The sequence below is a fragment of the Acuticoccus sediminis genome, assembly GCF_003258595.1.
GTDB lineage: Bacteria > Pseudomonadota > Alphaproteobacteria > Rhizobiales > Amorphaceae > Acuticoccus > Acuticoccus sediminis.
This window is the reverse complement of the sequence record NZ_QHHQ01000009.1, coordinates 136,135-160,297: the sequence shown is the minus strand read 5'-3', so window position 1 is coordinate 160,297 and position 24,163 is coordinate 136,135. Positions and strand designations below refer to the sequence as shown.

General features: G+C 69.2%; 21 protein-coding genes. 12 read left to right on the top strand and 9 right to left on the bottom strand.

From position 1 onward, the window contains the following. The first annotated feature begins 483 nt into the window (after positions 1-483). Both DLJ53_RS35360 and DLJ53_RS29630 read left to right on the top strand, forming a co-directional pair. Positions 484-2,220, top strand: coding sequence for an SNARE-associated domain-containing protein (locus DLJ53_RS35360; RefSeq protein ID WP_162409687.1), 1,737 nt, complete (start codon positions 484-486; stop codon positions 2,218-2,220). Positions 2,221-2,344: 124 nt separating this feature from the next. After that, positions 2,345-3,277 carry an alpha/beta fold hydrolase gene (locus DLJ53_RS29630; protein WP_162409685.1) on the top strand — a complete coding sequence of 311 codons (933 nt, stop codon included), beginning with the start codon at positions 2,345-2,347 and terminating at the stop codon, positions 3,275-3,277. Between the two features lie 45 nt (positions 3,278-3,322). Here the strand turns inward: DLJ53_RS29630 and DLJ53_RS29625 are convergent, their stop codons facing one another. From DLJ53_RS29625 to DLJ53_RS29615, 3 genes are read right to left on the bottom strand one after another with little or no spacing between them, the layout of a single operon-like run. Then, positions 3,323-4,246, bottom strand: coding sequence for a CobW family GTP-binding protein (locus DLJ53_RS29625; protein ID WP_111351885.1), 924 nt, complete (start codon positions 4,244-4,246; stop codon positions 3,323-3,325). Beyond that, on the bottom strand, positions 4,246-5,760 hold the full coding sequence (locus DLJ53_RS29620) for an amidohydrolase family protein (RefSeq protein ID WP_111351883.1): 1,515 nt from the start codon (positions 5,758-5,760) through the stop codon (positions 4,246-4,248). Before DLJ53_RS29620 ends, DLJ53_RS29625 begins: the two co-directional genes overlap by 1 nt. 14 nt (positions 5,761-5,774) lie before the next feature. Then, positions 5,775-6,473 (bottom strand): DJ-1/PfpI family protein, encoded by a 699-nt coding sequence (locus DLJ53_RS29615; RefSeq protein WP_111352039.1) that lies wholly within the window; start codon positions 6,471-6,473, stop codon positions 5,775-5,777. Between the two features lie 94 nt (positions 6,474-6,567). Between DLJ53_RS29615 and DLJ53_RS29610 the strand changes: the two genes are divergently transcribed. Next, positions 6,568-7,521 carry a GlxA family transcriptional regulator gene (locus tag DLJ53_RS29610; RefSeq protein ID WP_111352038.1) on the top strand — a complete coding sequence of 318 codons (954 nt, stop codon included), beginning with the start codon at positions 6,568-6,570 and terminating at the stop codon, positions 7,519-7,521. 56 nt (positions 7,522-7,577) lie between these two features. Here DLJ53_RS29610 and DLJ53_RS35355 read toward each other — a convergent pair whose 3' ends face one another. Next, on the bottom strand, positions 7,578-7,835 hold the full coding sequence (locus DLJ53_RS35355; protein ID WP_162409683.1) for a hypothetical protein: 258 nt from the start codon (positions 7,833-7,835) through the stop codon (positions 7,578-7,580). A gap of 692 nt (positions 7,836-8,527) precedes the next feature. On the opposite strand from DLJ53_RS35355, the gene DLJ53_RS29605 reads away from it, so the two are divergent. From DLJ53_RS29605 to argE, 3 genes are all read left to right on the top strand, one after another. Further along, a complete protein-coding gene (locus DLJ53_RS29605; RefSeq protein ID WP_111351881.1) occupies positions 8,528-9,778 on the top strand; it encodes an ABC transporter substrate-binding protein in 1,251 nt (416 codons plus the stop codon). Between the two features lie 63 nt (positions 9,779-9,841). Beyond that, a complete protein-coding gene (locus tag DLJ53_RS29600) occupies positions 9,842-10,891 on the top strand; it encodes a Leu/Phe/Val dehydrogenase (protein ID WP_111351879.1) in 1,050 nt (349 codons plus the stop codon). Between the two features lie 24 nt (positions 10,892-10,915). Next, positions 10,916-12,091 carry an acetylornithine deacetylase gene (gene argE, locus DLJ53_RS29595; RefSeq protein ID WP_111351877.1) on the top strand — a complete coding sequence of 392 codons (1,176 nt, stop codon included), beginning with the start codon at positions 10,916-10,918 and terminating at the stop codon, positions 12,089-12,091. 49 nt (positions 12,092-12,140) lie between these two features. On the opposite strand, the gene DLJ53_RS29590 is transcribed toward argE, so the two are convergent. Next, a complete protein-coding gene (locus DLJ53_RS29590) occupies positions 12,141-12,890 on the bottom strand; it encodes a GntR family transcriptional regulator (protein ID WP_111351875.1) in 750 nt (249 codons plus the stop codon). Positions 12,891-13,662: 772 nt separating this feature from the next. Between DLJ53_RS29590 and DLJ53_RS29585 the strand changes: the two genes are divergently transcribed. From DLJ53_RS29585 to DLJ53_RS29560, 6 genes are all read left to right on the top strand, one after another. Next, entirely contained in the window at positions 13,663-14,328 is a 666-nt protein-coding gene (locus tag DLJ53_RS29585; RefSeq protein ID WP_111351873.1) for an amino acid ABC transporter permease, read from the top strand. Continuing rightward, positions 14,310-15,095 carry an amino acid ABC transporter ATP-binding protein gene (locus tag DLJ53_RS29580; RefSeq protein ID WP_280525531.1) on the top strand — a complete coding sequence of 262 codons (786 nt, stop codon included), beginning with the start codon at positions 14,310-14,312 and terminating at the stop codon, positions 15,093-15,095. The genes DLJ53_RS29585 and DLJ53_RS29580 overlap by 19 nt, the downstream gene beginning before the upstream one ends. Positions 15,096-15,138: 43 nt before the next feature. After that, positions 15,139-15,999 carry a substrate-binding periplasmic protein gene (locus DLJ53_RS29575; protein WP_111351871.1) on the top strand — a complete coding sequence of 287 codons (861 nt, stop codon included), beginning with the start codon at positions 15,139-15,141 and terminating at the stop codon, positions 15,997-15,999. Between the two features lie 188 nt (positions 16,000-16,187). Beyond that, positions 16,188-17,048, top strand: a complete 861-nt coding sequence (locus DLJ53_RS29570; protein ID WP_202913422.1) for a polysaccharide deacetylase family protein — start codon at positions 16,188-16,190, stop codon at positions 17,046-17,048. Positions 17,049-17,189: 141 nt separating this feature from the next. Further along, positions 17,190-18,269 carry an FAD-dependent monooxygenase gene (locus DLJ53_RS29565; protein ID WP_162409681.1) on the top strand — a complete coding sequence of 360 codons (1,080 nt, stop codon included), beginning with the start codon at positions 17,190-17,192 and terminating at the stop codon, positions 18,267-18,269. Between the two features lie 165 nt (positions 18,270-18,434). Continuing rightward, positions 18,435-19,679: a M20/M25/M40 family metallo-hydrolase gene (locus DLJ53_RS29560; protein ID WP_111351867.1), complete on the top strand. Its 1,245-nt coding sequence runs from the start codon at positions 18,435-18,437 to the stop codon at positions 19,677-19,679. A gap of 72 nt (positions 19,680-19,751) precedes the next feature. Here DLJ53_RS29560 and DLJ53_RS29555 read toward each other — a convergent pair whose 3' ends face one another. Genes DLJ53_RS29555 through DLJ53_RS29540 form a run of 4 tightly spaced genes read right to left on the bottom strand, consistent with a single transcriptional unit; the run spans position 19,752 to position 24,149 of the window. Further along, complete coding sequence (locus tag DLJ53_RS29555; protein WP_111351865.1) at positions 19,752-21,374, bottom strand: zinc-binding metallopeptidase family protein; 1,623 nt, start codon at positions 21,372-21,374, stop codon at positions 19,752-19,754. Further along, positions 21,371-22,180, bottom strand: coding sequence for an ABC transporter permease (locus DLJ53_RS29550; RefSeq protein WP_111351863.1), 810 nt, complete (start codon positions 22,178-22,180; stop codon positions 21,371-21,373). Before DLJ53_RS29550 ends, DLJ53_RS29555 begins: the two co-directional genes overlap by 4 nt. Next, positions 22,180-23,052 carry an ABC transporter permease gene (locus DLJ53_RS29545; RefSeq protein ID WP_111352036.1) on the bottom strand — a complete coding sequence of 291 codons (873 nt, stop codon included), beginning with the start codon at positions 23,050-23,052 and terminating at the stop codon, positions 22,180-22,182. Before DLJ53_RS29545 ends, DLJ53_RS29550 begins: the two co-directional genes overlap by 1 nt. Before the next feature lie 17 nt (positions 23,053-23,069). Beyond that, on the bottom strand, positions 23,070-24,149 hold the full coding sequence (locus DLJ53_RS29540; protein ID WP_111351862.1) for an ABC transporter substrate-binding protein: 1,080 nt from the start codon (positions 24,147-24,149) through the stop codon (positions 23,070-23,072). Positions 24,150-24,163: the final 14 nt, after the last annotated feature.

The window sequence follows — 24,163 nt, the reverse complement described above, 5'->3', positions numbered from 1 at the left end:
CACGAACCCCGTCCGGTACGTATAGCACCGCCGCGCGACCCGTGTCCCTCGGTGCCGGGGACGGCAACGCCAGCGCCTGAGCCCCCCTCGGGCCCGGGTGGCGGTTCCGGCACAGTGGGCCGACGACGGCGGTGTCGCCCGGTCGCGGGAACGGATCGACGGGTCCGCCTGGAGGACATCGCCGCCCACCCGAAACGGGCCGGCCGCGACGCGATCCGCGCGACTGCCCCAGTGGCCGCCGGGGCTCCGCCGGGCCGCACGGTCGCGGAAGGCCTCGAGGTCCTTTACAAGGACGTGCGCGTCTTGCTCCCGTAGTAAGAAGGGAAATTCCGCCGTCTCGGCGAACGGATATCGTCACGGCCTGGACCCCGGGCGATCGTCTCGGCGAGGCATGGCGGAGGCGCCGACCGGTCCCGAGGGTGCTGCCTCCCGCTGACCCGGGACCGGCCGCCAGGTGCTGCCAAGCGACGCGAGGGATCGCCAATGATCGAGTTCTTCCGGCATCCGCTCGAGATTGCCACGTCGCGCCTGTCGGAGGTCATCCTCCTCTTCCTGATGCCGTTCATCCGCGAGGACGTGGCGATCGTCGCCGGAAGTCTTCTCATCGTCGAGCATCGCCTGCCGCAGGGGCTCGCCTTCGCGAGCCTCTACGCCGGCATCGTCGCCAGCGACGTCGCCCTCTTCGGCCTCGGCAGACTGGCACAGCGCAGCCTCTGGGTCCGGCGCCTCATCGCTCGGCCCGGAATGGACCGTCTCGGCGAATTCCTGCGCGCGCATTCCGTCACCGCGATGGTCGCCGCGCGCGTGCTCCCGGGTCTCATCGCGCCCGTCTATGTCGGCTGCGGCCTCTACGGCGTGCGCTGGGTGGTCTTCGGCGTCACGACCCTCGCGAGCGCGGCCGTCTACCTCGTCGTCCTCCTCTGGATCACCACGCAGTTCGGCGAGGGGATCCTGTCCCGGGTCGGCTACTGGTCATGGATCGTCGCGCTCGTCCTCGTCACCGTGTCCATCGGCTGGATGCGGACGCCGCCGTGGGGTTTCCTCCTGCGTCTCGGCCGCTCCGGGCTCGGCGGCCTCCGCGCGCGCGGCCGCGCCGTGTTCGGCGCCGCCGCCAGCCACGGCGGGATGCCGCCGCTCAAGAGCCGCACCATCGCCCGCGCCGAACGGATCCCCACGCTGATCTTCTACGCGCCGCTCGCCGCGCAGTGGATCTGGCTCTCGCTGCGCTACCGCAGCCTCTCCCTGCCGACCGTCGCCAACCCGCGGATCGAGGTCGGCGGCCTGTGGGGCGAGTCCAAGGGCGCATGCCTCGACATGGTGTCCGGAAGCGAACGTCGCTGGCTCGCCCGGTACGTCACGCTCACCCGGCGCAAGGGGGCGAGCGCGGAGGAGGACGGGCGAAACGCGCTCGCCCTCGCCCGGGAGAACGCGCTGGACTACCCCCTCGTCGCCAAGCCCGACATTGGCTGGCAGGGTTATGGCGTGCGCCGTGTCGGCTCCGAGGATGAGCTTCTGGAGTACGTCGCCGCCTTCCCGGACGACGCGACGCTGATGCTTCAGGAACTGGTGAACTGGGACGGCGAGGCCGGCGTCTTCTATGCGCGGGGCGCCGACGAGGCGACCGGCCGCATCCTGTCGCTGACGCTACGTTATTTCCCCCACGTAACCGGCGACGGCACGAGGCCGGTGCGCGACCTCATCCTCGAAGACCGGCGGGCCTCCTGGAAGGCGGGCGCACACTTCGGGCTTCAGGGCGCGCACGGCGGCCTTTCGCCGGAGGAGCTCGACCGCGTCCCGGCGCCGGGGGAAATCGTCCGCCTCGCCTTCATCGGCTCGATCCGGGTGGGCGGCAACTATCGCGACGCGAGCGAGCACATCACGCCGGCGCTCACGGCGCGCTTCGATGAGATCTCGCGCTCCATGCCGGAGTTCCACTACGGCCGCTACGACATCCGCTTCGCCTCGCTCGACCGGCTGGAGGCGGCGGAGGACTTCCGCATCATCGAGATCAACGGCGCCGGCGGAGAGGCGATCAGCGTGTGGGACCCCGAGACCCCTCTCCGCCAGGTCTACGCCCGGCTCTTCGAGCACCAGCGCCTGCTGTTCGAGATCGGGGCGGGCAACCGGTCGCGCGGCTGGAAGCCGGCCGGGCCGTTGGCGATCCTCAACGCGGCACGTCACCAGAGCCGCCTCGTCACCCGCTACCCGCCGTCGTCCTGAGCGACCGCGACGCTTCCTCCGCCGCCCTGATGGACTATCTATGCGGGATGGGCGCCTATCCGGGACGGGACACACGCGGGAGGCCGGCGCCCGAACCACGACGGATCGCGGAAGGACGACGCCGATGGCGCGCGAGGAGGCCGGACGCCCGGGACTGCCGGACCGTGGTGCGGACCACGGCGCCCCGGTCGCATTGCCCCCGTCGAGCCCGGTGGCCGGGCTCCGGCGCGGCGGACGCGTCCTGCGGATGGGCCGCGCGATCCGCGAGCAGGTGCAGGCCGCCACCGGCATCGGCCTCTCGACGCCTGGGACCCGGCGGCTGCAGCCGCGCCGCGCGACGCGTCCCGGCTGCGGCGCGGAACCGCCGATCAGCTTCCTGTCGGCCGGCGGCCCGGGTGGCCGGCGCGTCGTCTTCATCCACGGCACACCGGGCGACGCGTCGGACTGGTTGCCGCTTCTGGCGAACGCGCCCGACGGTCAGGAGCGCATCGCGATCGACCGGCCGGGCTTCGGCCGGAGCGGCCCCGGCCGGCCGGTGGTGAGCCTCGCCGAGCAGGCGCACGCCGTCGCGACGCTTCTCGGAACCGGGGCGGAGCCCGCCGTCGTCGTCGGTTCGTCCTACGGCGGCCCGGTGGCGCTTCGCCTCGCCGCCGATGAGCCGGAGCGTGTCGCGGGCGTTCTCCTCGTGGGCGCGGCGGCCGATCCGGCGCGCGAGCACATCCACCCGCTCCAGCGGCTCGGTGCCACGAAGATCGTCGCCGGTCTCCTTCCCCGCGCGCTCGCCCACGCGAACGCGGAGCTGATCGCCCTGCGCGACGAGTTGAAGGCGCTCGAACAGCGGCTGGCGCGGATTCGCGCGCCGGTGACCATCCTTCAGGGGATGCGCGACACGCTGGTCCCGCCGGAAAACGCGGCCTACCTCGTCGAGCGGCTGACGGGCTCCATCGCCAGGCGCGCCATGCTGGTGGAGAACGCCGGACACTTTCTGCACATCCTGCGTCCCGAGATCGTCGAGACCGCGCTCGAGCGGCTGCTGGCCGAACCGCAGACGCCCTGAGCGATCCTCGCCGCGCGGGCGGCGAGGCGCCCGGCGGGCAGACGGTCAGTCGCCGAGTTCGCGGTCGAGCAGCGCGCGGGCCGCGGCGGCGTCGAAGGTCCCGGTGCGGCCGATGAGGACGAGTTCGACGCCTTCGACCGGCCGCGGCGCCCTCTGCAGGCTGGCGCGGCGGCCGACGAGCTGGAAGACGTAGCTGCCCTCCGCCCGCCCCCGGACCGACAGCAGGCCCTTGGCGCGCACCAGAGCGGGCGCGAGCTGCTGGATGACGGACTGGAACCGGTCCAGCGCGACCGGCGCCGCAGCCGTCCATTCGCAGGTCACGAAGTTCCCGTCGTCGCGGTGTGGATCGCCGGCGCGCGGGGGCAGATGGCGGTCCCGTGCGAGGCCGCTGAACAACACCTCCGGCGGCACCCCGTCGTCGGCGGACGTGCCGAAGACGACCTGCTTGCCCATCCCGGCCAGCCGCTCGCCGAGCGCACGGACGGCGTCGGGCCCCGCCGCCTCCGCCTTCGAGACGACGACGAAATCGGCAAGGCGGAGCTGCGCCTGCCAGAGGGGATCGCCGGCATCGTGCTCCTCGGCATCGACCACCGCCACGATGCTGTCGAGCCGGATCGCTTCGCCCAGCACCGGATCCAGCAGCGCCTCGAGGATACCCCGCGGGTCGGACACCCCGCTCGCCTCGATGACGATCCCGTCGAGCGGCCTCCCGATGGACAGGACGAGCCGGATCGTCCGCAGCAGGTCGCCCTGCAGCGAGCAGCAGATGCAGCCGTTCTTCAGCCCGTAGACCGGCCGCCCACCGGCGGAGAGGAGGCTCTCGTCGATGTTGATCGCGCCGAAGTCGTTGACGACGGCGGCCAGCGCCCGGCCGTGATCGCCGGCCAGCAGGCCGTTGATGAACGTCGTCTTCCCGGCGCCGAGTGCCCCCGTCACGAGGACGACCGGAACGGTGTCCGCCCCGCTCATCACGCTTCGGCCGGACGGCGCAACGCGCGCCCCGGCCGCGCCTGCGGGTCGAGCCGCCCGCTCCGGATCACCGGCGTTCCCCCGACCAGCATGGTTTCGACCCCGCGAGCCGGCGCGGTCATGTCCGAGAAGGTGGCGCGATCGGCGATGTCGTCCGGGTCGAAGGCGATGATGTCCGCGTCGCAGCCGACCTGCACCCGGGCTTTCCGGCGCATGGCCGGAAGGCACCCTTCGAGGATGCCGGCGGGGATGGTGGTGCACTTGGCGAGCGCCTCCCGCAGGCCGATCTCGCGGCGCTGGAACGAGTACTGCGACAGGAAGCGGGTGAACGTCCCGGCCGAGCGGGGATGTGCGGACAGGTCCGCCGGCAGGGGCCATTGCGCGCCGCGGAAGATCGAGCCGTCGGGAGCAACCCACGGCATCGCGTCGGACGCGATGGCGCCGCCGGGGAAGAGCACCGAGAGGTCGAGGAGATCGCGGTGCGCGGGATTGTCCTCGACATCGAGGAAGTGCCACGCGACCAGCGACCCGGGATCCTCCTCCCGCGCCGCGATCACGTCGCCGGGGCCGGTCATCTGGTGCCGGTTGTGGATGAGCTCGATGCTGTCGTACCCGGTCCCCGTGCGCTGCACGAACCCCGGCTCGACGAAGAAGGCGGCCGACACGACGGTCGACCCGGTCCCGTACGGATAGGCCTCCACCGTGATGGCGAGGCCCATCGCCTGCGCCTTGAGGAGCAGGTCCCGGCAACGCGCGATATCCTGCAGCGACGTCGAGTTGAGGTGGCAGATGTGCATGTGCGCGCCGGTCGCCGCCGCGTACCCGATGATCCGCAGGTACGACTCCTCGGAGCTCTGCGGGTCCACGTTCGACATCCACGGGATGTGGGTGAAGGTCGGCACCCCGGTCCGCGCGGCGATATCGCAGATGCGCGACATCTCCTTCACCCCGGCGCCGGGCGCGTAGCCGTTCGGGATCCCGATGCCGATGCCGCCCGCCGCGAGGCCGTCGGCGACGACGGCGCAGATACGCTCCACCTGGTCATGGGTGGCCGTTCCGCTCGACCACCCGCCCTCGTCCGCCGCGCCCTGCCCCATCATCTCCATCGGATGGAGGGCGGGGTCGGGCCGGATCCCCGCCATCACCGCCTTCCGGGCGAAGACCCAGGAGACGGCGGCACCGTAGTGGAGCGCCCTCCCCCGAGCCGCCTGCCGCTCGTACCAGTCCGCCACCGGCAACACGCCGACCTCGAGCTCGAGCGAGGTCGTCACGCCGTCGAAGGCCTGCATCCAGTCGGCGGCGATGGTCTGGCCATGGGCGTGCAGGTCGATGAAGCCGGGGCAGACCACCTTGCCGGTAGCGTCGATCTCGGTCCCCGCCGCCGCCGCGAGGGCGCCGATGGCGCTGATCGTTCCGTTCGAAATGCCGATGTCGGCGACCTCGTCGAATCCGGTCTCGGGGTCGATGACCCGGCCGGCGCGGATGATCGTGTCGAATGTGGTCGTATCGGGCATTTCGGTCTCGGACGTTAGGTCGGGTTCACCCCCAGCCGCTCGGCCGCACGGGCTGAGATCTCCATCCGCTTCAGCCGCGCGGGCTCCATCCGCTTGCGGGTGGACGCCAGCACCTCGGGCGGCGCGGTGTCGGGAGAGCCTGAGCTGAACGGCGGCTCGGGGTTGTATTCGAGGCGGAGTTGCACGAACTCTGCAACCGGCTGACCGAACATCTCTGCCACCACAGTGAGGCCGAGGTCGATACCGGCCGTCACGCCGCCCCCGGTCATCCGGTTCCGGTCGATGCAGACCCGCTCGCGCACGACCTCCGCGCCGAGAAGCGGCAGCGTCGACAGCGCGTTCCAGTGGGTCGTCGCGCGGTAGCCCTTCAGCAGCCCGGCCGCGCCGAGGACGAGCGCACCGGTGCAGACCGAGGTGACGTACGAGGCGCCCGCCGCCTGCCGGCGGAGGAAGTCCAGAACCTCCTCGTCCTCCATCAGCGGGTCGGTCCCCAGGCCGCCGGGGACACAGATCAGGTCGAGCTGCGGGCAGTCCGCGAGGGTGATGGTGGGCGTGATCACCAGCGAGGTGTCGCTGGGCACCGGGTCGGTCGTCTTCCAGATCAGATGCACCTCGGCATCCGCGACGCTGCAGAAGACCTGCAGCGGCCCGGTCATGTCGAGTTGGGTGATGTTCGGAAAGACGAGCAGCCCGATCTGCTTCTTCTGGGCCATGGGAAAGCCTTTGTGGTCGAACTTGACGAAGCGCAAACTGCCATGCTCTCAATTTCGCCGGAATGGCGAACTTCCCTCATTTTCCGACATGGCGATGATCGGCATCTTCATCTTCCCGGACTTCCAGCTTCTCGACGCGACCGGCCCCGCCGCGGTGTTCGAGATCGCCCGCCGCCTGGTCCCGACCGCGCCGGAGGTGCGCATGCTGGCGGTGGAGGCCGGACCCGTCCGCGCCTCCTGCGGTGTGGAGGTCGTGGCCGCCGACGTCACGAAGGCGCGCGGCCTCTCGACGCTCATCACCGCCGGCGGGCTGGGCGTCGAGGCGGCCATGGAGTGCCGCAAGACCCAGGCCGTCTTCCGGTCCATGGCGCGGCAGCAGCGGCAGGTGGCGAGCGTATGCACCGGCGCGTACATCCTCGCGCGGTCCGGGCTCCTCGACGGGCGGAAGGCCACGACGCACTGGGCGCAGACCGCCGAATTCGTCGCCCGCTTCCCCAAGGTGCGCCTGGAGCCGGACCAGATCTTCCACCGGGAGGGGCACATCTGGACCTCGGCGGGGGTCACCGCCGGGATCGACATGGCGCTCGCCATGGTGGAGGAGAGCCACGGCGAAAGGATCGCGATCGAGACGGCGCGCCAGCTGGTGCTCTACCATCGGCGCAGCGGGGGGCAGACGCAGTTCTCCTCCCTCCTGGAGCTCAAGTCCCCCAACGGCCGGTTCGGAGCGCTGCTGAGCTGGATCCGCGAGAACCTCGACCGCCCGCTGACGGTCGAGATGCTGGCCGACCGCGCCGGGCTCAGCGCCCGCCACTTCGCCCGCATCTTCGCCAGCGAGACGGGCACCACTCCGGCCAAGGCGATCGAGCGGCTGCGGCTGGAGGTGGCGCGTGAGCGGATCGAGTCGTCCGGCGACCTGATCGAGACGATCGCCGACGCCACGGGCTTCCGCGACCCCGAGCGGATGCGGCGCGCCTTCCTCCGCGCCTACGGCCAGCCGCCCCAGAGCCTGCGCCGCGCCGCACGCCGCACCCAGGCCGGGAAGGGCTGAACGGCTTCATCCCATCATCTCATTTGACGAATCGAATGCCGGGCCGCGGCTTCCGGCTAATCGGTCGCGTCATCATCAGCCATCGGCGTCATGAGCCGGGCCCTCGCTATCTCCAAAGCCTCCATAAGAATTTTGTAGGAGACTCTCTCTAAAATTTCACCCCGCCCACCGATAAACTCTACGGTAATTTCGCTCCCAAGATCTTCATTCGTCAATCTAATAACTTCAAAATTATTGATTGATATCGTTGATATCAATTCCTCATATGTATAAGGTGATGCCAGCATTATTTCGACATTTCCAACCGCAACCATATATCTCACCTATCCGGCAATCAGAGAAAGGTCTCTTGAGGCTCACCTCGATTTTTCAAGTTAACTCACCATACTGATTTTAGCTATTTTCGATTGCGCATATTCTCATTCTGACGTGGACAGGATCTCCCCACGATCTGCAGCACAGCCGCATTTCATTCACCGGCGTCTTGCTGCCACTCGCAACACGGGCGCCCGGGCTGCAAGTCATATCCGCCTTGGTGCCGTTCACCGTGGTGGACAAATGGCGGATATTGCCGTCCCAGGACCATCGCCGCCGCGTGGAGCGGGCCACCGGACAGGCTGGAAGTATTGCCGCTGAACTGTGCCGGTCGCGGCCGCCGTCCCGAAACGAGGGTTTTTTCGGCCGGATTCGCACGGTCCGGCCCGGTCGTCCGGACCGCGCGGACGCGGTCGTTGCGGTGGTTTGGGCTACCGGGTCGGCGCCGGTTTTGGCAGCAAACGCCGGGCCCGTGAGGTCCCGGCGCCCGTCCGCCGACGCGCGGCAGGCCCCTCCGGCGGGGTGTCGTCGCCTGCCATGTCCCATGTCCGAAATTGCCGGATAAACGCCGTTGTCGGACATTTTGGCCGTCGCTAGCGTTCAGGCTCAGCAACTCGGTCGGGAGCGGAAGGCGGGTCGTCGCGGCGACACGCGGCGCGACCCCGCGAGACGATTTCAACAGGGGTGCAAGATGGACCATCACGACTCCCGCCGCGCGACGACCCGCGCGGCGACCGGCCTCGCCCTCGTCCTGTCGGCCGTCCTGTCCGCCGTCACGGCGCCGCCGGCTGCGGCCGAGATGTCCGACGGCGCGCTGAAGATCGGCATCATCAACGACCAATCCGGCCCGCTGTCCGACCTCGCCGGACTCGGCTCGGTCGTGGCGGCCGAGCTGGCCATCGAGGATTTCGCCAAGCTCCACCCCGACGTGAAGGTCGAGCTTCTGGCCGCCGACCACCAGAACAAGGCCGACATTGGCGCCCAGATCGTCCGCCGCTGGTTCGACGTCGACGGCGTGGACATGGTCGCCGACGCCTCCAATTCGGCCGTCGCGCTCGCCGTGCAGGCGCTGGCGCGGGAGGCGAACAAGATCGTCGGCTACGCCGCCGTGGGCACCACCGAGATCAACGGCGCGCAGTGCGCCCCGACCGGGCTGTCCTGGCTGCACGACAACTACAACCTCGTCTCCGGCCCCGTCCGCGAGCTGGTGGGCGAGGGTCTCGACAACTGGTTCTTCATCGCCGCCGACTACGCCTTCGGGCACAACATGGTCGCCGAATCGGACGCCGCGCTGGCGAAGGCGGGCGGCACCAAGGCCGGCGCGATCTTCCACCCGCTCGGTGTCTCCGACTATGCCGCGTTCCTGCTGCAGGCGCAGGCCTCGGGCGCCGACGTCGTCGCCTTCGCGAACGCGGGCGAACAGCTCGTGACCGCGATGAAGCAGTGGAACGAGTTCGGGATGGGCGCGGCGGGACAGACGGCTGTGGCCGAACTGATGTTCCTGACCGACGTGCACAGCATGGGCCTGGAGACGGCGCAGGGCCTCACCACCGTCACCGCCTGGTACTGGGACCTCGACGACGAGACCCGCGCTTTCGCCGAGCGCTTCGCCGCCAAACACGGCCGCGCCCCGACCGCCCCGCAGGCCTCGGTCTATTCCGCGGTGCTGCACTACCTGACATCGGCCGCGGCCGTCGGCACCGACGACACCGACACGGTGCTGGCGAAGATGATCGAGACGCCGGTGAACGACATGTTCGCCAGGAACGCGAGTATCCGCGCCGACGGCAAGCTGGTGCACGACTTCTACCTCGTCCGGGCGAAGAAGCCGGCGGATCTCGAGAAGCCGTGGGCCTACTACGACGTCGTCAAGACGATCCCGGCCGCGGAGGCCTACCTGCCGCTCTCCGAAAGCCTCTGCCCGCTGGTGCCCAAGTCCTGACCGGCGCGGCCTCCCCGCCGGCCCGGACGGCCCTCCCCCGACCCGATGTCCGAGACTGAGCCGATGTTCGACAATCCCGCCTTCGACGGCCACGAGCGCGTCCTCGCCTTCAACGACGCTGCGTCCGGACTGCGGGCGTTCATCGCGATCCACTCCACGGCCCTCGGCCCGGCGGGAGGCGGCTGCCGGCTGTGGCGCTATGCGGACGGCGAGGCCGCGCTCTCGGACGCGCTGCGCCTGTCGCGCGGGATGTCCTACAAGAACGCGCTGGCGGGCGTACCGATGGGCGGCGGCAAGGCCGTGATCCTCGGCCCCGTGCCGGACGAACGCCGCGCCGGGGTCTTCGCCGCGTTCGGGCGCGCCGTCGACTCGCTGAGCGGCACGTACGTCACCGCCGAAGACGTCGGCGTCTCGCCGGCCGACCTCGAGCGCGTCGCGGCCTCGACGCCCTACGTGTCCGGCATCGTCGTGCGCAACGGTGTCGGCGGCAATCCGGCGCCGTTCACCGCGCGCGGCGTCTGCGTCGGCATCGAGGCGGCGGCCAGCTTCGCGCTCGGGCGGAGCGGACTGGACGGCGTGCGCGTCGCGATCCAGGGGCTCGGCGGCGTCGGCATGAACCTCGCCGGAGCGCTTCACGCGCGCGGCGCGGCGCTGGTCGTGGCCGACCTCGCTCCCGTCCGCATCGAGGAGGCATGCGACCGGTACGGGGCGGCGCCCGCCGGGGTGGAGGAGATCCTGACCGCCGACGCCGACATCCTCGCGCCCTGCGCGCTCGGGGGCATCATCACCGAGGATGTCGCCCGGCGCATGCGCGCGACCGTCGTCGCGGGCGGCGCCAACAATCAGATCGCCGACGCCGCCGCCGGGCGCGCATTGTTCGAGCGCGGCATCACCTACGCCCCGGACTACGTGATCAACGCGGGCGGCATCATCCTCGTGAGCGCGGAGTATTTCGGTGCTACAGACCTCGGCGGAATCGAGGATCGAATCGACGCCATCGGCCCGCGCACCAGCCGCATTCTGGAGACGGCGAGGATGACCGGGACGCCGAGCGGCGTCGTCGCCGACCAGATGGCGCGCGAGGTGCTTGCCGGTGCCCGCGTCGATGCCTGAGGCGGCGGGACGGAGCGGACAGACATGCAGACCACCGACAGCATCGCGATCATCGGCGACCTGATCGCCTTCCCCACCGTGTCCCGCGATCCGAACAGGGACCTGCTGCACTACGTGACCGCTCATCTCGACCGCCATGGCGTCGCGAGCGAGATCCTTTGGAACGAGGCGGGGACCAAGGGCAATCTCTGGGCGACGATCGGCCCGCCGGACGTGCCGGGCGTCATCCTGTCGGGTCACAGCGACGTGGTCCCGGTCGACGGGCAGGCCTGGGCGAGCGACCCCTTCGCGATGCGGCAGGACGGCGGCCGCCTCTACGGGCGCGGCGCGGCCGACATGAAGGGCTTTCTCGGCACGGTGCTGGCCGCCGTCCCCGAGCTCGTCACGCGCCGGCTCGTCGCGCCCATCCATATCGCGGTCTCCTACGACGAGGAGGTCGGCTGCACCGGCGTGACCAGCCTGATCGAGCGGCTGGCCGGCCTTGCCGTCCGACCCGCGCTCTGCATCGTCGGCGAACCGACGAGCATGCAGGTCGCGACCGGGCACAAGTGCGCCGGCATGTATAACGTCACCGTGACCGGCCTCACCGCGCACTCGGCCCGGGCGCCGACGGCCGTCAACGCGATCGCGTACGCCGCGCGGCTGATCGCCTTCATCGAGGAGCTGGCGCGCGACGCGGCGGACTCCGGCCCTCTCGACCACGGCTACGAGATCCCGCAGGCGACGCTCTCGGTGAACACCATCCGCGCCGGCACGGCGCTCAACATCGTGCCCGCCGAATGCGTGTTCCAGCTCGACGTCCGCGCCCTGACCGACGACGACCTGACGGACCTCATGTCACGCATCCGGACCTATGCCGACACGCGGCTCGTGCCCGAGATGCAGGTCATGGACCCGCGCTGCGGCATCGCGATCGAGGAGATCGTCCATGTCAGCGGCCTGGCGACGGACCGGGACCATCCAGCGGTCCGCTTCGTCTCGTCCCTGCTGCCTCAGGCGCCGCTCGGCAAGATCGACTTCGGGACCGAGGCGGGGACGTTCAGCCGCGACGCCGGCATCGTCTCCGTCGTCTGCGGCCCCGGCTCGATGGCACAGGGGCACAAGCCGGACGAGTTCATCGAGATCACGCAGATCGCGCAGATGGAGGAGATGATCGGCCGGCTCGCAAGCCGGCTGGAGGCGGGTGGCCTGCCCTGGTGATCCCGCCGCACCGAAGGCGAACCCGGCCCGAACGCCGCCCCGCGGCGCGTCAGTCGGGCTCGTCGGTGATCTGCATCAGCCCGAGCTTGAGGTGGCGGCGCAGGACCTTCTCCGTCCGGTCGGACGAGCGGGAGCGCAAGGCGGCGACGATGTCGACGTGATCCTTCACGGCCTGATCGACCAGCTTCTTTTCGGTCCGCGTCACCCACTGCGGGTGTAGGAAGTAATCGTTGAAGCTGATCAGCATCTCGATCAGTCTCTGCGAGCCGGACGCCTGAACAATCGACAGGTGGAAGCGGTGATTGAGCCGAACGCGCTCCGCCACCGACGCCTTCTTTTCCAGCTTGATGATGTCGTCGAGCGCCTGGAGCTGCTGCTCGGTGATGCGCTGCGCCGCGAGGCGTGCCGCGCAGAGTTCCAGCGACTCGCGGATGTGGTGGATGTCGGTCACGTCGCGGTCCATGTCCACGACCTCGACGCCCATCGTCTCGTGCTCGCGGACGAGCAGGTCGCCGATCAGCCGCGAGATGGCCTCGCGCACGGGCGTGCGGCTCACGCTCAGCGCTTCCGCGACCTCGCCTTCGCGCAGGCGGGTTCCGGATGCGATCTCGCCGGTGATGATGGCGCGCCGGAGATGCCTGTACACCTGATCGGCCACCCGGGCGGACCGCTTCACGGTCGCGGGCTTCAGGGCCTTCACCGGGGAGCCGTCCTGCGCGCCCCGATCCCCGGGCCGCGGCGGTGCTGACGCATCTTCCCGTGAACGTGCGCCACTCGCCCGCGCCGCGGTGTTGCCCATGCCTGCCCTTTCACGTCGCCCTCGCCAGATGTGAACCTCATACGCCAATACCGTGGGCGCGCAACCGTCTCATTGATCTACCGCGCCCCGGTCCCGGGCGAGATCGACAGTCCGCGGCCCCGGACAATTGATCGCGTCGCTTGCGGCCCGTTTCCGGCGGCACGCGCGAGTAAAACACTTCGTGCGTCATATAAAATCTCTCCACCATACTTTCCCCAACCCGTAGCGCCCCGCAGAACACTGCCCGGATGCAGATGTTCGAGCGGAAACGTCTCGCCCTGCCCGGCGCCACCTGCCACGTGTCCGCCGAGTCCGACCAGCACCCGGCGGTGCGGGGGCGCGGCCGGCGCCGGCGGGCCGGGATCCCCAAGCGCACGGAGCGCGCGATGCGGCCCCGCGTCTGGTCGAATCGGCGGCAGTCGTGCGGCCGGGCCTGCGCATCGGTCATGCACCCGAGGCGTGTGCGATCCCGGAACGCGGTGCCCGGCCCGCAGCCCGGGCCGCGACTCCCGACCGCACCGGAGCACGGTTCGCCGCGCCGGTCACGGTCCGGCCCTCGCGACGGAAAGCGCCGTGTTTCGCGCCGCATGTGACGACGAACTCCCCCAATTCCGCGCGTTCCGGACGCCCGCCGACGCGCCGTCCTCCGCGAAGCGCCGGCGCCCTGTCCCCCCACGGCAAAGGATGGCATGCCTCGTGCATACAACATTTGGCATGCGGCATCCTGCATGCAGAATGCCATCACTCTTTTGGGAAAGCGACCCGGTCGTTCATGGACTACACGTGGCACTTCCAGATCGCCTGGGATTACAGGGCAGTGTTCTTTCGCGGCGCCGCCATCACGGCCCAGCTGACCCTGTGGGCGACCCTCATGGGGCTGACGCTCGGACTGGCACTGGGCCTCATGCGCCGCAGTCCCTACTTCCTCCTGCGCGCTCCGGCGGCGACGTTCGTCGAGCTCTTCCGCTCGACCCCGGTCCTCGTCCAGCTCGTCTGGATCTACTACTCGCTGCCGATCCTCACCGGCCTGCAGATGAGCAACGTCACCTCGGCCGCGATCGGGCTGGGCCTGCACTCCGCCGCGTACTTCAGCGAAATCTTCCGCGCCGGCGTGAACTCGATCAGCAAGGGCCAGTGGGACGCCGCCCGCGCGATCGGCATGAGCTACGCCCAGGCGATGCGGCGGATCATCCTGCCGCAGGCGGTCCGGCGCATGATTCCGCCGTTCATCAATGAGTTCGCCTCGCTGATCAAGCTGACGACGCTCGCCTCGATGCTCGCGGTCAACGAGCTGCTGCACGAAGCGAACAACCTGATCAACAACACTTACCGGCCGCTCGAGATCTACACGGTCCTCGCCCTCGCGTTCGCGGTGCTGATCTACCCGATCATCTACGCGTCCCAGCGGCTCGAGCGGCGATGGCAGACGCACCAGTGACCCAGACCATGATTCGCGCCATCAACGTCCAGAAGTCGTTCGGACAGCTCCAGGTCCTCAAGGGGATCGACGTCGAGATCGCCCGCGGCGAGGTCATGGCCGTGATCGGCCCCAGCGGCTCGGGCAAGAGCACCTTCCTGCGCTGCATCAACTTCCTGGAGGAGTACGACCAGGGCGAGATCTGGCTCGGCGATCAGCTGGTCGGCTACCGCAAGCGCGCCAACGGAACCCTGGTGAAGGACAGGGCCGACCGGGTCACGGCGGTCCGCGCCCGCATGGGCATGGTCTTCCAGGGGTTCAACCTGTTCCCGCACATGAGCGTCCTCGACAACGTGATCGAGGGCCCGACGGTCGTTCAGCGCCGCCCCCGCGACGAGGCCATCGCCGAGGCGCGGGCCCTGCTCGAGCGCGTCGGCCTCAGGCACAAGATCGACGCCTACCCCGAGACGCTCTCCGGCGGACAGCAGCAGCGCGCGGCGATCGCCCGCGCCCTCGCCATGAAGCCGGAGGTGATGCTGTTCGACGAGCCGACCTCCGCCCTCGACCCGGAGCTCGTGGGCGAGGTGCTCGATGTCATCAAATCCCTCGCCGCGGACGGAATGACCATGGTGATCGTCACCCATGAGATGGGTTTCGCACGCGAGGTCGCCGATCGCGTCATGATGATGGACGACGGCAACCTGGTCGAGATCGACCGGCCCTCGACGATGTTCTCGAACCCGTCTCATCCGCGCACGGCGGAATTCCTGAGACGCGTCCTGCGCTGACGGCGCCCCCGAGTTCAACCCTGCCCCCAACAAGGAAGACCCGATGAAACTCCTGCGACACCCGCTCGTGCTTGGCGGCATCATGGCCGCGCTCGCCCTCTCCGCGCATGTGCAGACCGCACAGGCGCAGGTCATGGACCGGATCCTTCGCGACAAGTCGATCAAGGTCGGCTTCATCCCTGCACCCCCGGGCGTCGTCAAGGATCCCGCGTCCGGCGAGCTGGGCGGCTACTACGTGGACGGCCTGCGCTACATCTTCTCGACCATCGGCGTGGAGCCGGAGTTCGTCGAGACCACCTGGGCGAACTTCGCCGCCGGCCTGCAGTCCGGCCAGTTCGACCTCTCGATGGCCGGCACCTTCGCCACCATCCAGCGCGCCGCCGCGGTCGAGTTCACCAAGCCCATCCACTACCTGGGCTACAGCGCCATCGTCAAAAAGGACGACGACCGCTTCGGCACGCTCGCCGACTTCAACAAGGAGGGCGTGAAGATCGCCGTCGTCCAGGGCGGCGCCGCGCAGGAATACGTCCGCGAGAACTTCCCGGCGGCGACGATCGTCGCGCTCAGCACCGGCAACCTGACCGCCCCCTTCATCGAGGTCTCCTCCGGCCGCGCGGACGTGGGGATCGAGGACGCGTGGCAGGCCCGCCGCTACGCCTCGGTGCAGCCGGGCGTCACCGACCTCTTCCAGGACAACCCCTACAACCTCCTGCCGATCGCCTGGAGCGTGAAGCGCGGCAACCAGGACCTGCTGAACTTCATGAACACGTCGATCGACTTCATGCTGCTCACCGGCCGCTGGGAGCGCATGGCGCACGACTACGGCATGACCGGCCGCTTCTACGACCGTCCGAACCTGCAGCCCTTCGGCATGGTCACCGAGGATGCGGCAGCCAAGGAATAGGCGGGGCCCGCCGCGCGGACCGGCCTCCGTCCGGAGGCCCTCCGCCGGCACCGACCGCGTAGGCGCCGCCCCGCCCGGGGCGGCGCCATCCGGCGCATCCCGACAACCCGTCCCCGGCAACCGCCCGCGACAAGGGTCCGACTATGATTGAAAACCCCATCCGCTGGCCCAACGGGGCCAGATGCGCCGTGGCGATCACGTTCGACATCGATGCGGACAGTCTCCTCCACTATGCGCATCCCCAGAAGGCCGACACCCTGATCGGCACGGCCTCGCTGCTGCGCTACGACATGGTCGGCGTCCGCCGGATCCTGCAGCTCTACAGGAAATACGGGCTGACGCAGACGTTCTTCGTGCCCGGCTGGACGGCGGAGCACTATCCGGACCTCATGAAGGAGATCATCGACGCCGGCCACGAGATCGGCGCCCACGGCTACCTTCACGAGCGCCTCGACACGCTGAGCGCGGAGATGGAGGACTACTGGTTCTCCCGCAGCATCGAGGCGCTGGAGACGGTCACCGGCGTGCGCCCGCGCGGGTTCCGCGCGCCCAGCTACCGGTTCTCGAAGAACACACTGAACTTCATCGCCCGCGAGGGCTTCCTCTACGATTCGTCCCTCATGGGAAACGATATCCCGTACATCGTCGAGGGCGATCTCGGCGAGGTCGTGGAATTGCCGACGCACTGGGCGCTGGACGACTGGCCGCAATTCACGATCAACTCCGACCTCGGCTACCACATCCAGGTCAATTCTCCGGACCGCGCGATGGATGTCTTCCTCGCCGAATTCGACGCGGCCTGGAAATACGGCGGCCTCTGGATCTCGGTCTGGCACCCGTTCGTCATGGGGCGCCTCGCCCGGTGCGACCGCATGGAATCGATGATCCAGTACATGATGGACAAGGGCGACGTCTGGTTCGCGACGCTCGAGGAGATCGCCTCGCATGTGAACCGCGTCGTCCGGTCGGGCGAATACACGCCGACCCGCGAGCGGATCCCGTTCCACAACCAGGCGGCGGATCCCCGAAGCCTCCAACGCCGGCCCTGAACCGGCCCGGTCCCGAGCCACCGCGCCGGGACCTTGGCCACGCGCCGCGCGCCGGGGGCCCAGCCGCCCGCGGCCCGCACTGAACTTCGTTGCGCCTCGCCCACGTGCGACGCAACCACGGAAAGGTCGATCGAAATGAGAGTGGGTATTTGTGGCGCGGGCCTGGGGGGAGTGTCGGCGGCCATCGGCCTCGCCCGTCTGGGCTGTGACGTCGAGGTGTTCGAGAAGGCACCGGCCCTGAGGGCGACGGGTTCCGGACTGAACCTCTGGCCCAATGCCGGACGGGCCATCTACGGCCTCGGCCTGCGCGACGAGTTCGACGCCATCGCCGTGAAGCTCGACCGGTATCTCGGGTTCGCCCCCGAGGGCGGGCCGCTCTTCGAGTGCGACACGAGCGCGTGGCCGGAGAAGTACGGCGCCCCGTCCGTCGGCGTGTCGCGCCTGGCGCTGATCACGATGCTGGCGGACGCCTACGGCGCGGACCGCATCAGGTTCGGCCACGAGGTGGTCTCGGTCGAGAACTTCGACGACAGGGCCGTCTGCCACTTCAGCAACGGCGCGCGGCACGAGTTCGATGTCCTGATCGGCGCCGACGGCATCTACTCGACGATCCGCGAGCAACTGATCGGCGGTGTCCGGTTCCGCCCCAACAATCACCATGCCTATCGCTGGCGCGCGATCGTCGATCTCGCCGAGACGGACGTCGATCCGGCCGCGCAGACCGGGTACTATGCGCAAGGCGGGTGGCTCGCGGTCATTCCGATCGGCAACGGCAAGGCCTACTGGTTCGGATCAGTATCCGGCGGCGACACCGTCGAGGACTTCATGTCGTTCTTCCAGTCGTGGACGAACACGCACATCCCCCGGACGCTGTCGATCACCCCGCCGGACGCGATCATCAAGAGCCCGCTCTATGACGTCGAGGGAACGCCCTACAAGTGGACGCACGGGCGCGTCACGCTGATGGGGGACGCGGCGCACCCGATGATGCCCGACCTCGCCCAGGGCGCCAGCCAGGCGTTCATCGACTCGCTGTCCCTGCGCGATGCCTTCGCCACGACGAACGACATCGACGAGGCCCTGCTCCACTACGAGACGGACCGGTATCCCGCCGCCAACTACGTCGTGAACTGCTCCCGAAAGGGCAGCTTTCGCGGCAAGAACGGCGTCAAGCCGATCGCCGTCCGCTACGAGGAAGAAATCGAGACGGTCCAGACCTAGGCCCGTCCCGGACCCGGCGCACGGCCCCGCCGGACGCACCGTCCACCGGACCTCGAACGCCATCCGCCGAGGCCGATGACACCTCCCTTCCTCACGGCCCGCGCCCGCCAAGGGCGCCCCCCTCATCGCCGCCCGCCGGCGGAGCCCTCACTCTGGAGACACACCATGACGGTCACGAAGCAGGATCTACTGGCCTGGGTCGACGCCGACCGCGACGTCCTCGTCGAGTTCCTGCAAGCCTTCATCCGCTGCCGGAGCCCCAATCCCCCGGGCGACACGCTAGAATGCGCGAAGCACGTCCGCGACTTCCTCGAGGCCAAGGCGCTGGACTACGAGGTGATCGCCCCGAACGAGATCATGCCCAACATCGTGTCGACGTTCGAAGGAGGAGCCCCCGGCCGACACCTCGCGCTCAACGGACACATGGACGTGTTCCCCGTCGAGGACGCGGCCGCCTGGACGCAGGATCCGTGGGGCGGCGCCCTCGTCGACGGGAAGATCTACGGGCGCGGCGCGGCCGACATGAAGTGCGGCACCACGGCCTCCATCTTCACCTACGCGTATCTGCACCGCATCCGCGCGCAGCTCAGGGGGCAGCTCTCCCTCGTCGTCGTCTCGGACGAAGAGACCTTCGGCCCCTGGGGCGCGCGCTATCTCGCCGAGCACCGGCCGGAGGTCTTCGGCGACTGCTGCCTGAACGGCGAGCCGAGCGGCATCAGCACCGTGCGCTTCGGCGAAAAGGGGCCGCTCTGGCTGGAATTCCACGTCAGCACCCGCGGCGGCCACGGGGCCTACCCGCATCTCAGCCCGAGCGCGACCCGGATCGCCAGCAGCCTGATCGCCGACCTCGCGGAGCTCGAGGGCATTCCCGTTCCCGATCTCGGCAACCTCGAATCGGCCATCACCTCCGCCGCCGAGACCATCGATGCCGAATACGGGTCCGGCGCGGCGGCCGTCATCCGCAAGGTGACCGTCAATCCCGGCCTCGTCACGGGCGGGATCAAGGTCAACATGATCGCCGCCGAATGCCGCGTCGAGGTCGACGTGCGGGTCCCGAACGGGCTGAGCGAGAAGGAGATCCTCGCCCGCGTCGACGAGATCATCGCGCGCCATCCGGGCGTGAGCTACCGCGTGCTCCTCTCGGAAGAGCCGGCCTGGACACCGCCCGACGCGGAGATGATCGACCATGTGCGCCAGAACGCGAGGGAGATCGCCGGGATCGAACCGGCCCCGATCATCAGCCTCGGGGCGACGGACGCCCGCCTCTGGCGCTACAAGGGCCTGCCGGCCATCGTCTACGGACCGGCGCCGCGCGGGATGGGCAGCATGGACGAGCATGTGCCCGTCGACGAGTTCATCCACGTGGTGAAGTGCCACCTCCTCAGCGCCTTCGACTACCTCTCCCGGTAACCGGGCGCCGCGCGCGCACCGGACTGGAGCACCGCCCCTGTCCGGTGTCCGGCTCCGCGCCGGCCGGATCGTTCAGCCGGCGTTGCGCCTGAACGGCCGCTCGCGCTCGTCGAACGGACGCGGGGCGTACCACTGCGGACCGGTCGGCGTGTCGACGTAGGAGGGCCAGCGGTAGCCGATCGGCGGCGGGAAGTCGGGCGCCAGCAGCGGCGCCACCCAATCCGATCCGCCGATCCCGCCACCGGTGCGCTCGTTGAACTCGCGGCGGGCGGCGGCGACCGTCTCGGGCGACAGCATCAGGTCCAGCATCGTGAGGCCGACGACCTCGCTCGCCTTCAGCATCATCGGGTCGATGGTCGGGGCATGTCCCCCCATCGCGTTGCGGACCCAGTCGGGATAGCGGTAGCCGGGACCGGGGCTCTTCAGCATCGGGCGGCCGACGAAGAGGCGCACGGTCGGACAGTGCCACGTGTACTCGATGTAGTCGTCCGAGGTGTAGTTCTTCTGCGTCGGCAGCAGGCCCCGGCGAATGTCGGCCTCGGCCTCGGCGGGCTCCATCAGCCGCTCCAGCCCGTCGACCAGCGGCGCGTCCATCGGCTCCAGGCCCAGCCCGGCCTGGATCTCGCGGGCGAACTCCAGAGACTCCTCGCCCCACGTCGGCGCTCCGGCGAACTCGAACGCCCTGAAGGTCGCCTCGGCGAGGACGCGGTTGGCGATGCCGAAGCGCGTCTTGGAGATGACGTCGACGTGGAGACTGGTGTGTGTGATCCCGGCGACGTGCTCGGCGTTGGCGTCGAGCACCCGCTCGATCTCCGCGGCCATCTCCATCGTCGGGCAGCGCCACGCGTACTGGATCTGGCTGGCGCGCGGCGGGTGGTTGTCGGCTGTGGCGTCCCCGGCGCCGTGGATCGCCTCGTTCAGCGTCCACAGGCCCGAGTTCGTCAGCATGCTGGGGCGGGTGTACTTGGTGGTCGTGTACATCAGGCAGAGCGCGTCGTTGGCGCCCGGAGCCCGCGCCACGGCCGCCGTGTTGTAGGCGACGTTGCCCGAGCGGGACGCGCCCCATGTCTCCGCATCGACGGTCTCGAAGGTGTAGAGCTTGCTCCAATAGCAGCCGCAGTGTGTCTCCAGGATCACCGTGTTGGTGAGCCCGCCGAGATAGCTCGGGTGGAAGGAGATCATCGCGTCGAGGCTGTCGTAGTAGCCGCGCGCGGCGTGGATCACCTTCGAGCCGCAGACCTTCTCGGCCGGCTCGCCGAAGAAGGCGATGCGCCCCTCGATGCCGTTCTCCTCCATCACCGCCTTGGCCGCGAGGACGCCGCCCAGCGCGCCGATCCCGAGGGCCGAGTGCGGATCGGTGTGGCCGGCGTCCCAGTAGGTCGATCCCGGCCGCGCCTCGCGGTGCGGCGCCACCGCCTGCGAGGTCCCCGGCACCGCGTCATACTCGGCGTGCGCCGCGATCTGCGGCCCGCCTTTTCCCCAGCGCGCGACGAAGGCGGTCGGCATGTCCCCCGACGCCTCCTCGACCTCGAACCCCTCCGCCTTCAGCCGCTCCACGTACCAGGCGGCGGAGCGGTACTCGCGCCAGGACGGCTCCGCGTAGGACCAGATCTCCTGATGATCGCGGCTCAGCGCCCCGGCGTGCTCCGCAACCCAACCGATCACCTTCTGTCGGAGGCCGTTGTGCTCACTCATTTCGGTTCCTTGTGTTTCGTATCGCGTGCCTTCCGGCGCGCCTCGGCCATCATCGAGACGGTGACGCCGAGAAGGGTGAGGGCGATCATCAGGGAGGCCGTGACCGCGACCGTCGGGTCGACGTTCTCCTGCACGCCGTCCCAAAGGGCGCGGGGCAGCAGGTAGACGCGCAGCCCGGTGATGAAGAGCATGACGACGGTCTCGTCCCAGGCCGTGACGAAGGCGAGCACCGCCGCCGCGCCGATTCCGACCCTGATCGCCGGGACGATCACCCACAGCAGCGCCTGCCAGTGGCGTGCGCCGAGGTTCGCCGCGGCCTGGAGGAGGCGCGGATCGAAGTCCGCGAGCGCGCTGGAGACGACGATGACGACGTAGGGAGTGGAGACCACCACCTGGACCAGAATGACGCCGAGAACGGTGTCGACCAGCCCGAGTTCGGCCCATTGCCGATAGATCCCGATGGCGTTGACGACGCCCGGGACGATGATCGGCAACAGGATGACGAAGCGCAGCAGCTCGCTCGTCCGGCCCGCGAGACGCCAGCACGACACCGCGAACAGGGTCCCGAGCGGGACGGCGATCACCGTCGAGGCCAGCGCCGTCGCCATGGACAGAAGGAAGCTGTCGCGCCACTTCGGATCCTCGATGAAGTTGGCGTAGTGCTGGAGTGACAGGCCGTCCTTCGGCAGGCTGAGGTAGGTGGTGTCGGTGAAGGACACCGGGATCACCACCAGGATCGGCACGATGAGGAAGGCGACCACCAGGAAGCCGATGACCCTGGCGCCGAGCCCGCCCGCGCCCGGCATCAGCGCGACACCTTGATGCCGAGCGCCTGGCGGATGTCGACCGCCCGGGAGAGCGCGAAGAAGGAGAGCGCCGTGATCGCGACGAGGATCGTCGCCAGCGCCGCGGCCATGCCCCAGCGGGCCATCTCCTGCACGTTGAAGACGATGAACTCCGAGATCATCACCACCCGGCCACCGCCGAGGATCGCGGGCGTGATGTAGAACCCGATGGAGAAGACGAAGACCAGGATCAGCGCGATGGCGAGGCCCGGCTTGGAGAGCGGCAGGATGATCCGCAGAAAGAGGTCGAGGCGCTTGGCGCCGAGGCTGCGGCCGGCCGCGATCAGCCGCCCGTCGATGTTGCGCAGGTTCGTGTAGATCGGAAGGATCGCGTAGGGCACCATGTAGTGGACCATGCCGATCACGACGCCGAACTCGTTGCGCACGAGCTGGAGCGGACGGTCGATCAGCGAGGCGCCGAGCAGCGCCTGATTGATGGGCCCGTCGAAGCGCAGGATCATCACGAGCGCGAAACACCGCACCAGGACGGAGAGCCAGAACGGCACGAGCACGCACAGGAAGACGAGCGCGCGCGTCCGCGGCGTCGACGTCACCATCAGGAACGCGACCGCGTATCCGAGAGCGACCGAAAGGACCGTGGTGAAGACGCAGATCCGGGCCGTCTGCCACATGATCGCGCGGATCGATTGGCTCGCCAGGATCGCCTCGAAGTTGGCGAGGCCGAAGGTCGGCTCGGTGACGCTGAGGGTCATCACGTTGACGACCGGCCAGAGGTAGAACACCGCCATGAAGCCGAGCGCCGGCATCATCAGCAGGGCGAAGAAGCCGCGCGCACCGAGGCGCCCCCGAAAGGGGCGCCCCGGCCGAGCCATGCCGGCCGTCGTCGAAATCACCCGGAGATGACCTCGAGGAATTTCGGCTCCAGCCGCTCCTGGTTCTCGATGTACCAGTCGAGGTCGATGTTGAACTGCATCGCGAGGTTCGCCTCGCTGGCCGGGTTCCTGGCGTTCAGCGCTGGATCGATGAACTGCTCCGCCGCCGGGTTGACCGGGGCGAGACTCCAAAGCTCGAACAGCTTGGCCTGGCGCTCCGGGTCGGCGGTGGACTTCATGAACTCCCACACGGTGTCGCCCGCCGGGTTGTTCGACGGCACCACCCAGGCGCCGGGGATCACCATGCCTTCGTTGAAGGTGTAGTCGATCTGTCCGCCGGTCTCCTTGGCGAGCGCGGCCGAGCGGGTGGACCAGAGATTGCCCATCACCGCTTCGCCCGTGCGCAGGAGCTGCTGGCTCTCGGAGGCGGACGACCAGAAGATCGTGTGCTCGCGGATCTCGGCGAGCTTGGCGAAGGCGCGCTCCTCGTCGATCGGGTAGATCTCGTTCATCGGCACGCCGTCGGCGAGCAGCGCGGTCTCGAGCGCGCCCTGCAGGTTGCGGCGCATCGTGCGCAGGCCCGGGAAGGTCTTCACGTCCCAGAAGTCGGCCCAGGTCTTCGGCACGGCATCGCCCAGCACCGAGGTGTTGAAGGTGAGGACGTTGGAGAAGATGTAGTTGGCGACGCTGTACGGCCACGTCAGGCCGTCCAGGTACTGGCTCTTGTCGACCACCGAGTAGTCGATCTCCCGCACCAGCCCCTGCTCGCCGAGCACGTAGCTGTTCGCCACCGACGAATCGCAGATGTCCCAGGTCACCGCGCCGGCCTCGACCATGCCGCGGATCTTGCCCGCGGTCGGGCCGCTACCGTCGATCACGACGGCGACGCCGGTGTCGGCCGTGAACGGCTTCCCGAAGGCGGTCTCGAAGTGCTGGATCGACTCGCCGCCCCAGTTGGCGAGCACGACCTCGCCGGCCTGTGCCAGCGCCCGGGACAACGGCCAGGGCTGGACACCGGCGGCCAGCGCGGCGCCCCCCGCGCCCGCCAGAAGCGTGCGGCGGGACACCCCGGTCCTGCGGATGGTCTTTTCGCTCATGTCCGTCTCCTCGT

Bases quoted from the DNA above. Each gene is read 5' to 3' on its own strand.
- DLJ53_RS35360 (WP_162409687.1), top strand. From the start codon at position 484: ATGATCGAGTTCTTCCGGCATCCGCTCGAGATTGCCACGTCGCGCCTG.
- DLJ53_RS29630 (WP_162409685.1), top strand. From the start codon at position 2,345: ATGGCGCGCGAGGAGGCCGGACGCCCGGGACTGCCGGACCGTGGTGCG.
- DLJ53_RS29625 (WP_111351885.1), bottom strand. From the start codon at position 4,246: ATGAGCGGGGCGGACACCGTTCCGGTCGTCCTCGTGACGGGGGCACTC.
- DLJ53_RS29620 (WP_111351883.1), bottom strand. From the start codon at position 5,760: ATGCCCGATACGACCACATTCGACACGATCATCCGCGCCGGCCGGGTC.
- DLJ53_RS29615 (WP_111352039.1), bottom strand. From the start codon at position 6,473: ATGGCCCAGAAGAAGCAGATCGGGCTGCTCGTCTTTCCGAACATCACC.
- DLJ53_RS29610 (WP_111352038.1), top strand. From the start codon at position 6,568: ATGATCGGCATCTTCATCTTCCCGGACTTCCAGCTTCTCGACGCGACC.
- DLJ53_RS35355 (WP_162409683.1), bottom strand. From the start codon at position 7,835: ATGGTTGCGGTTGGAAATGTCGAAATAATGCTGGCATCACCTTATACA.
- DLJ53_RS29605 (WP_111351881.1), top strand. From the start codon at position 8,528: ATGGACCATCACGACTCCCGCCGCGCGACGACCCGCGCGGCGACCGGC.
- DLJ53_RS29600 (WP_111351879.1), top strand. From the start codon at position 9,842: ATGTTCGACAATCCCGCCTTCGACGGCCACGAGCGCGTCCTCGCCTTC.
- argE (WP_111351877.1), top strand. From the start codon at position 10,916: ATGCAGACCACCGACAGCATCGCGATCATCGGCGACCTGATCGCCTTC.
- DLJ53_RS29590 (WP_111351875.1), bottom strand. From the start codon at position 12,890: ATGGGCAACACCGCGGCGCGGGCGAGTGGCGCACGTTCACGGGAAGAT.
- DLJ53_RS29585 (WP_111351873.1), top strand. From the start codon at position 13,663: ATGGACTACACGTGGCACTTCCAGATCGCCTGGGATTACAGGGCAGTG.
- DLJ53_RS29580 (WP_280525531.1), top strand. From the start codon at position 14,310: ATGGCAGACGCACCAGTGACCCAGACCATGATTCGCGCCATCAACGTC.
- DLJ53_RS29575 (WP_111351871.1), top strand. From the start codon at position 15,139: ATGAAACTCCTGCGACACCCGCTCGTGCTTGGCGGCATCATGGCCGCG.
- DLJ53_RS29560 (WP_111351867.1), top strand. From the start codon at position 18,435: ATGACGGTCACGAAGCAGGATCTACTGGCCTGGGTCGACGCCGACCGC.
- DLJ53_RS29555 (WP_111351865.1), bottom strand. From the start codon at position 21,374: ATGAGTGAGCACAACGGCCTCCGACAGAAGGTGATCGGTTGGGTTGCG.
- DLJ53_RS29550 (WP_111351863.1), bottom strand. From the start codon at position 22,180: ATGCCGGGCGCGGGCGGGCTCGGCGCCAGGGTCATCGGCTTCCTGGTG.
- DLJ53_RS29545 (WP_111352036.1), bottom strand. From the start codon at position 23,052: ATGGCTCGGCCGGGGCGCCCCTTTCGGGGGCGCCTCGGTGCGCGCGGC.
- DLJ53_RS29540 (WP_111351862.1), bottom strand. From the start codon at position 24,149: ATGAGCGAAAAGACCATCCGCAGGACCGGGGTGTCCCGCCGCACGCTT.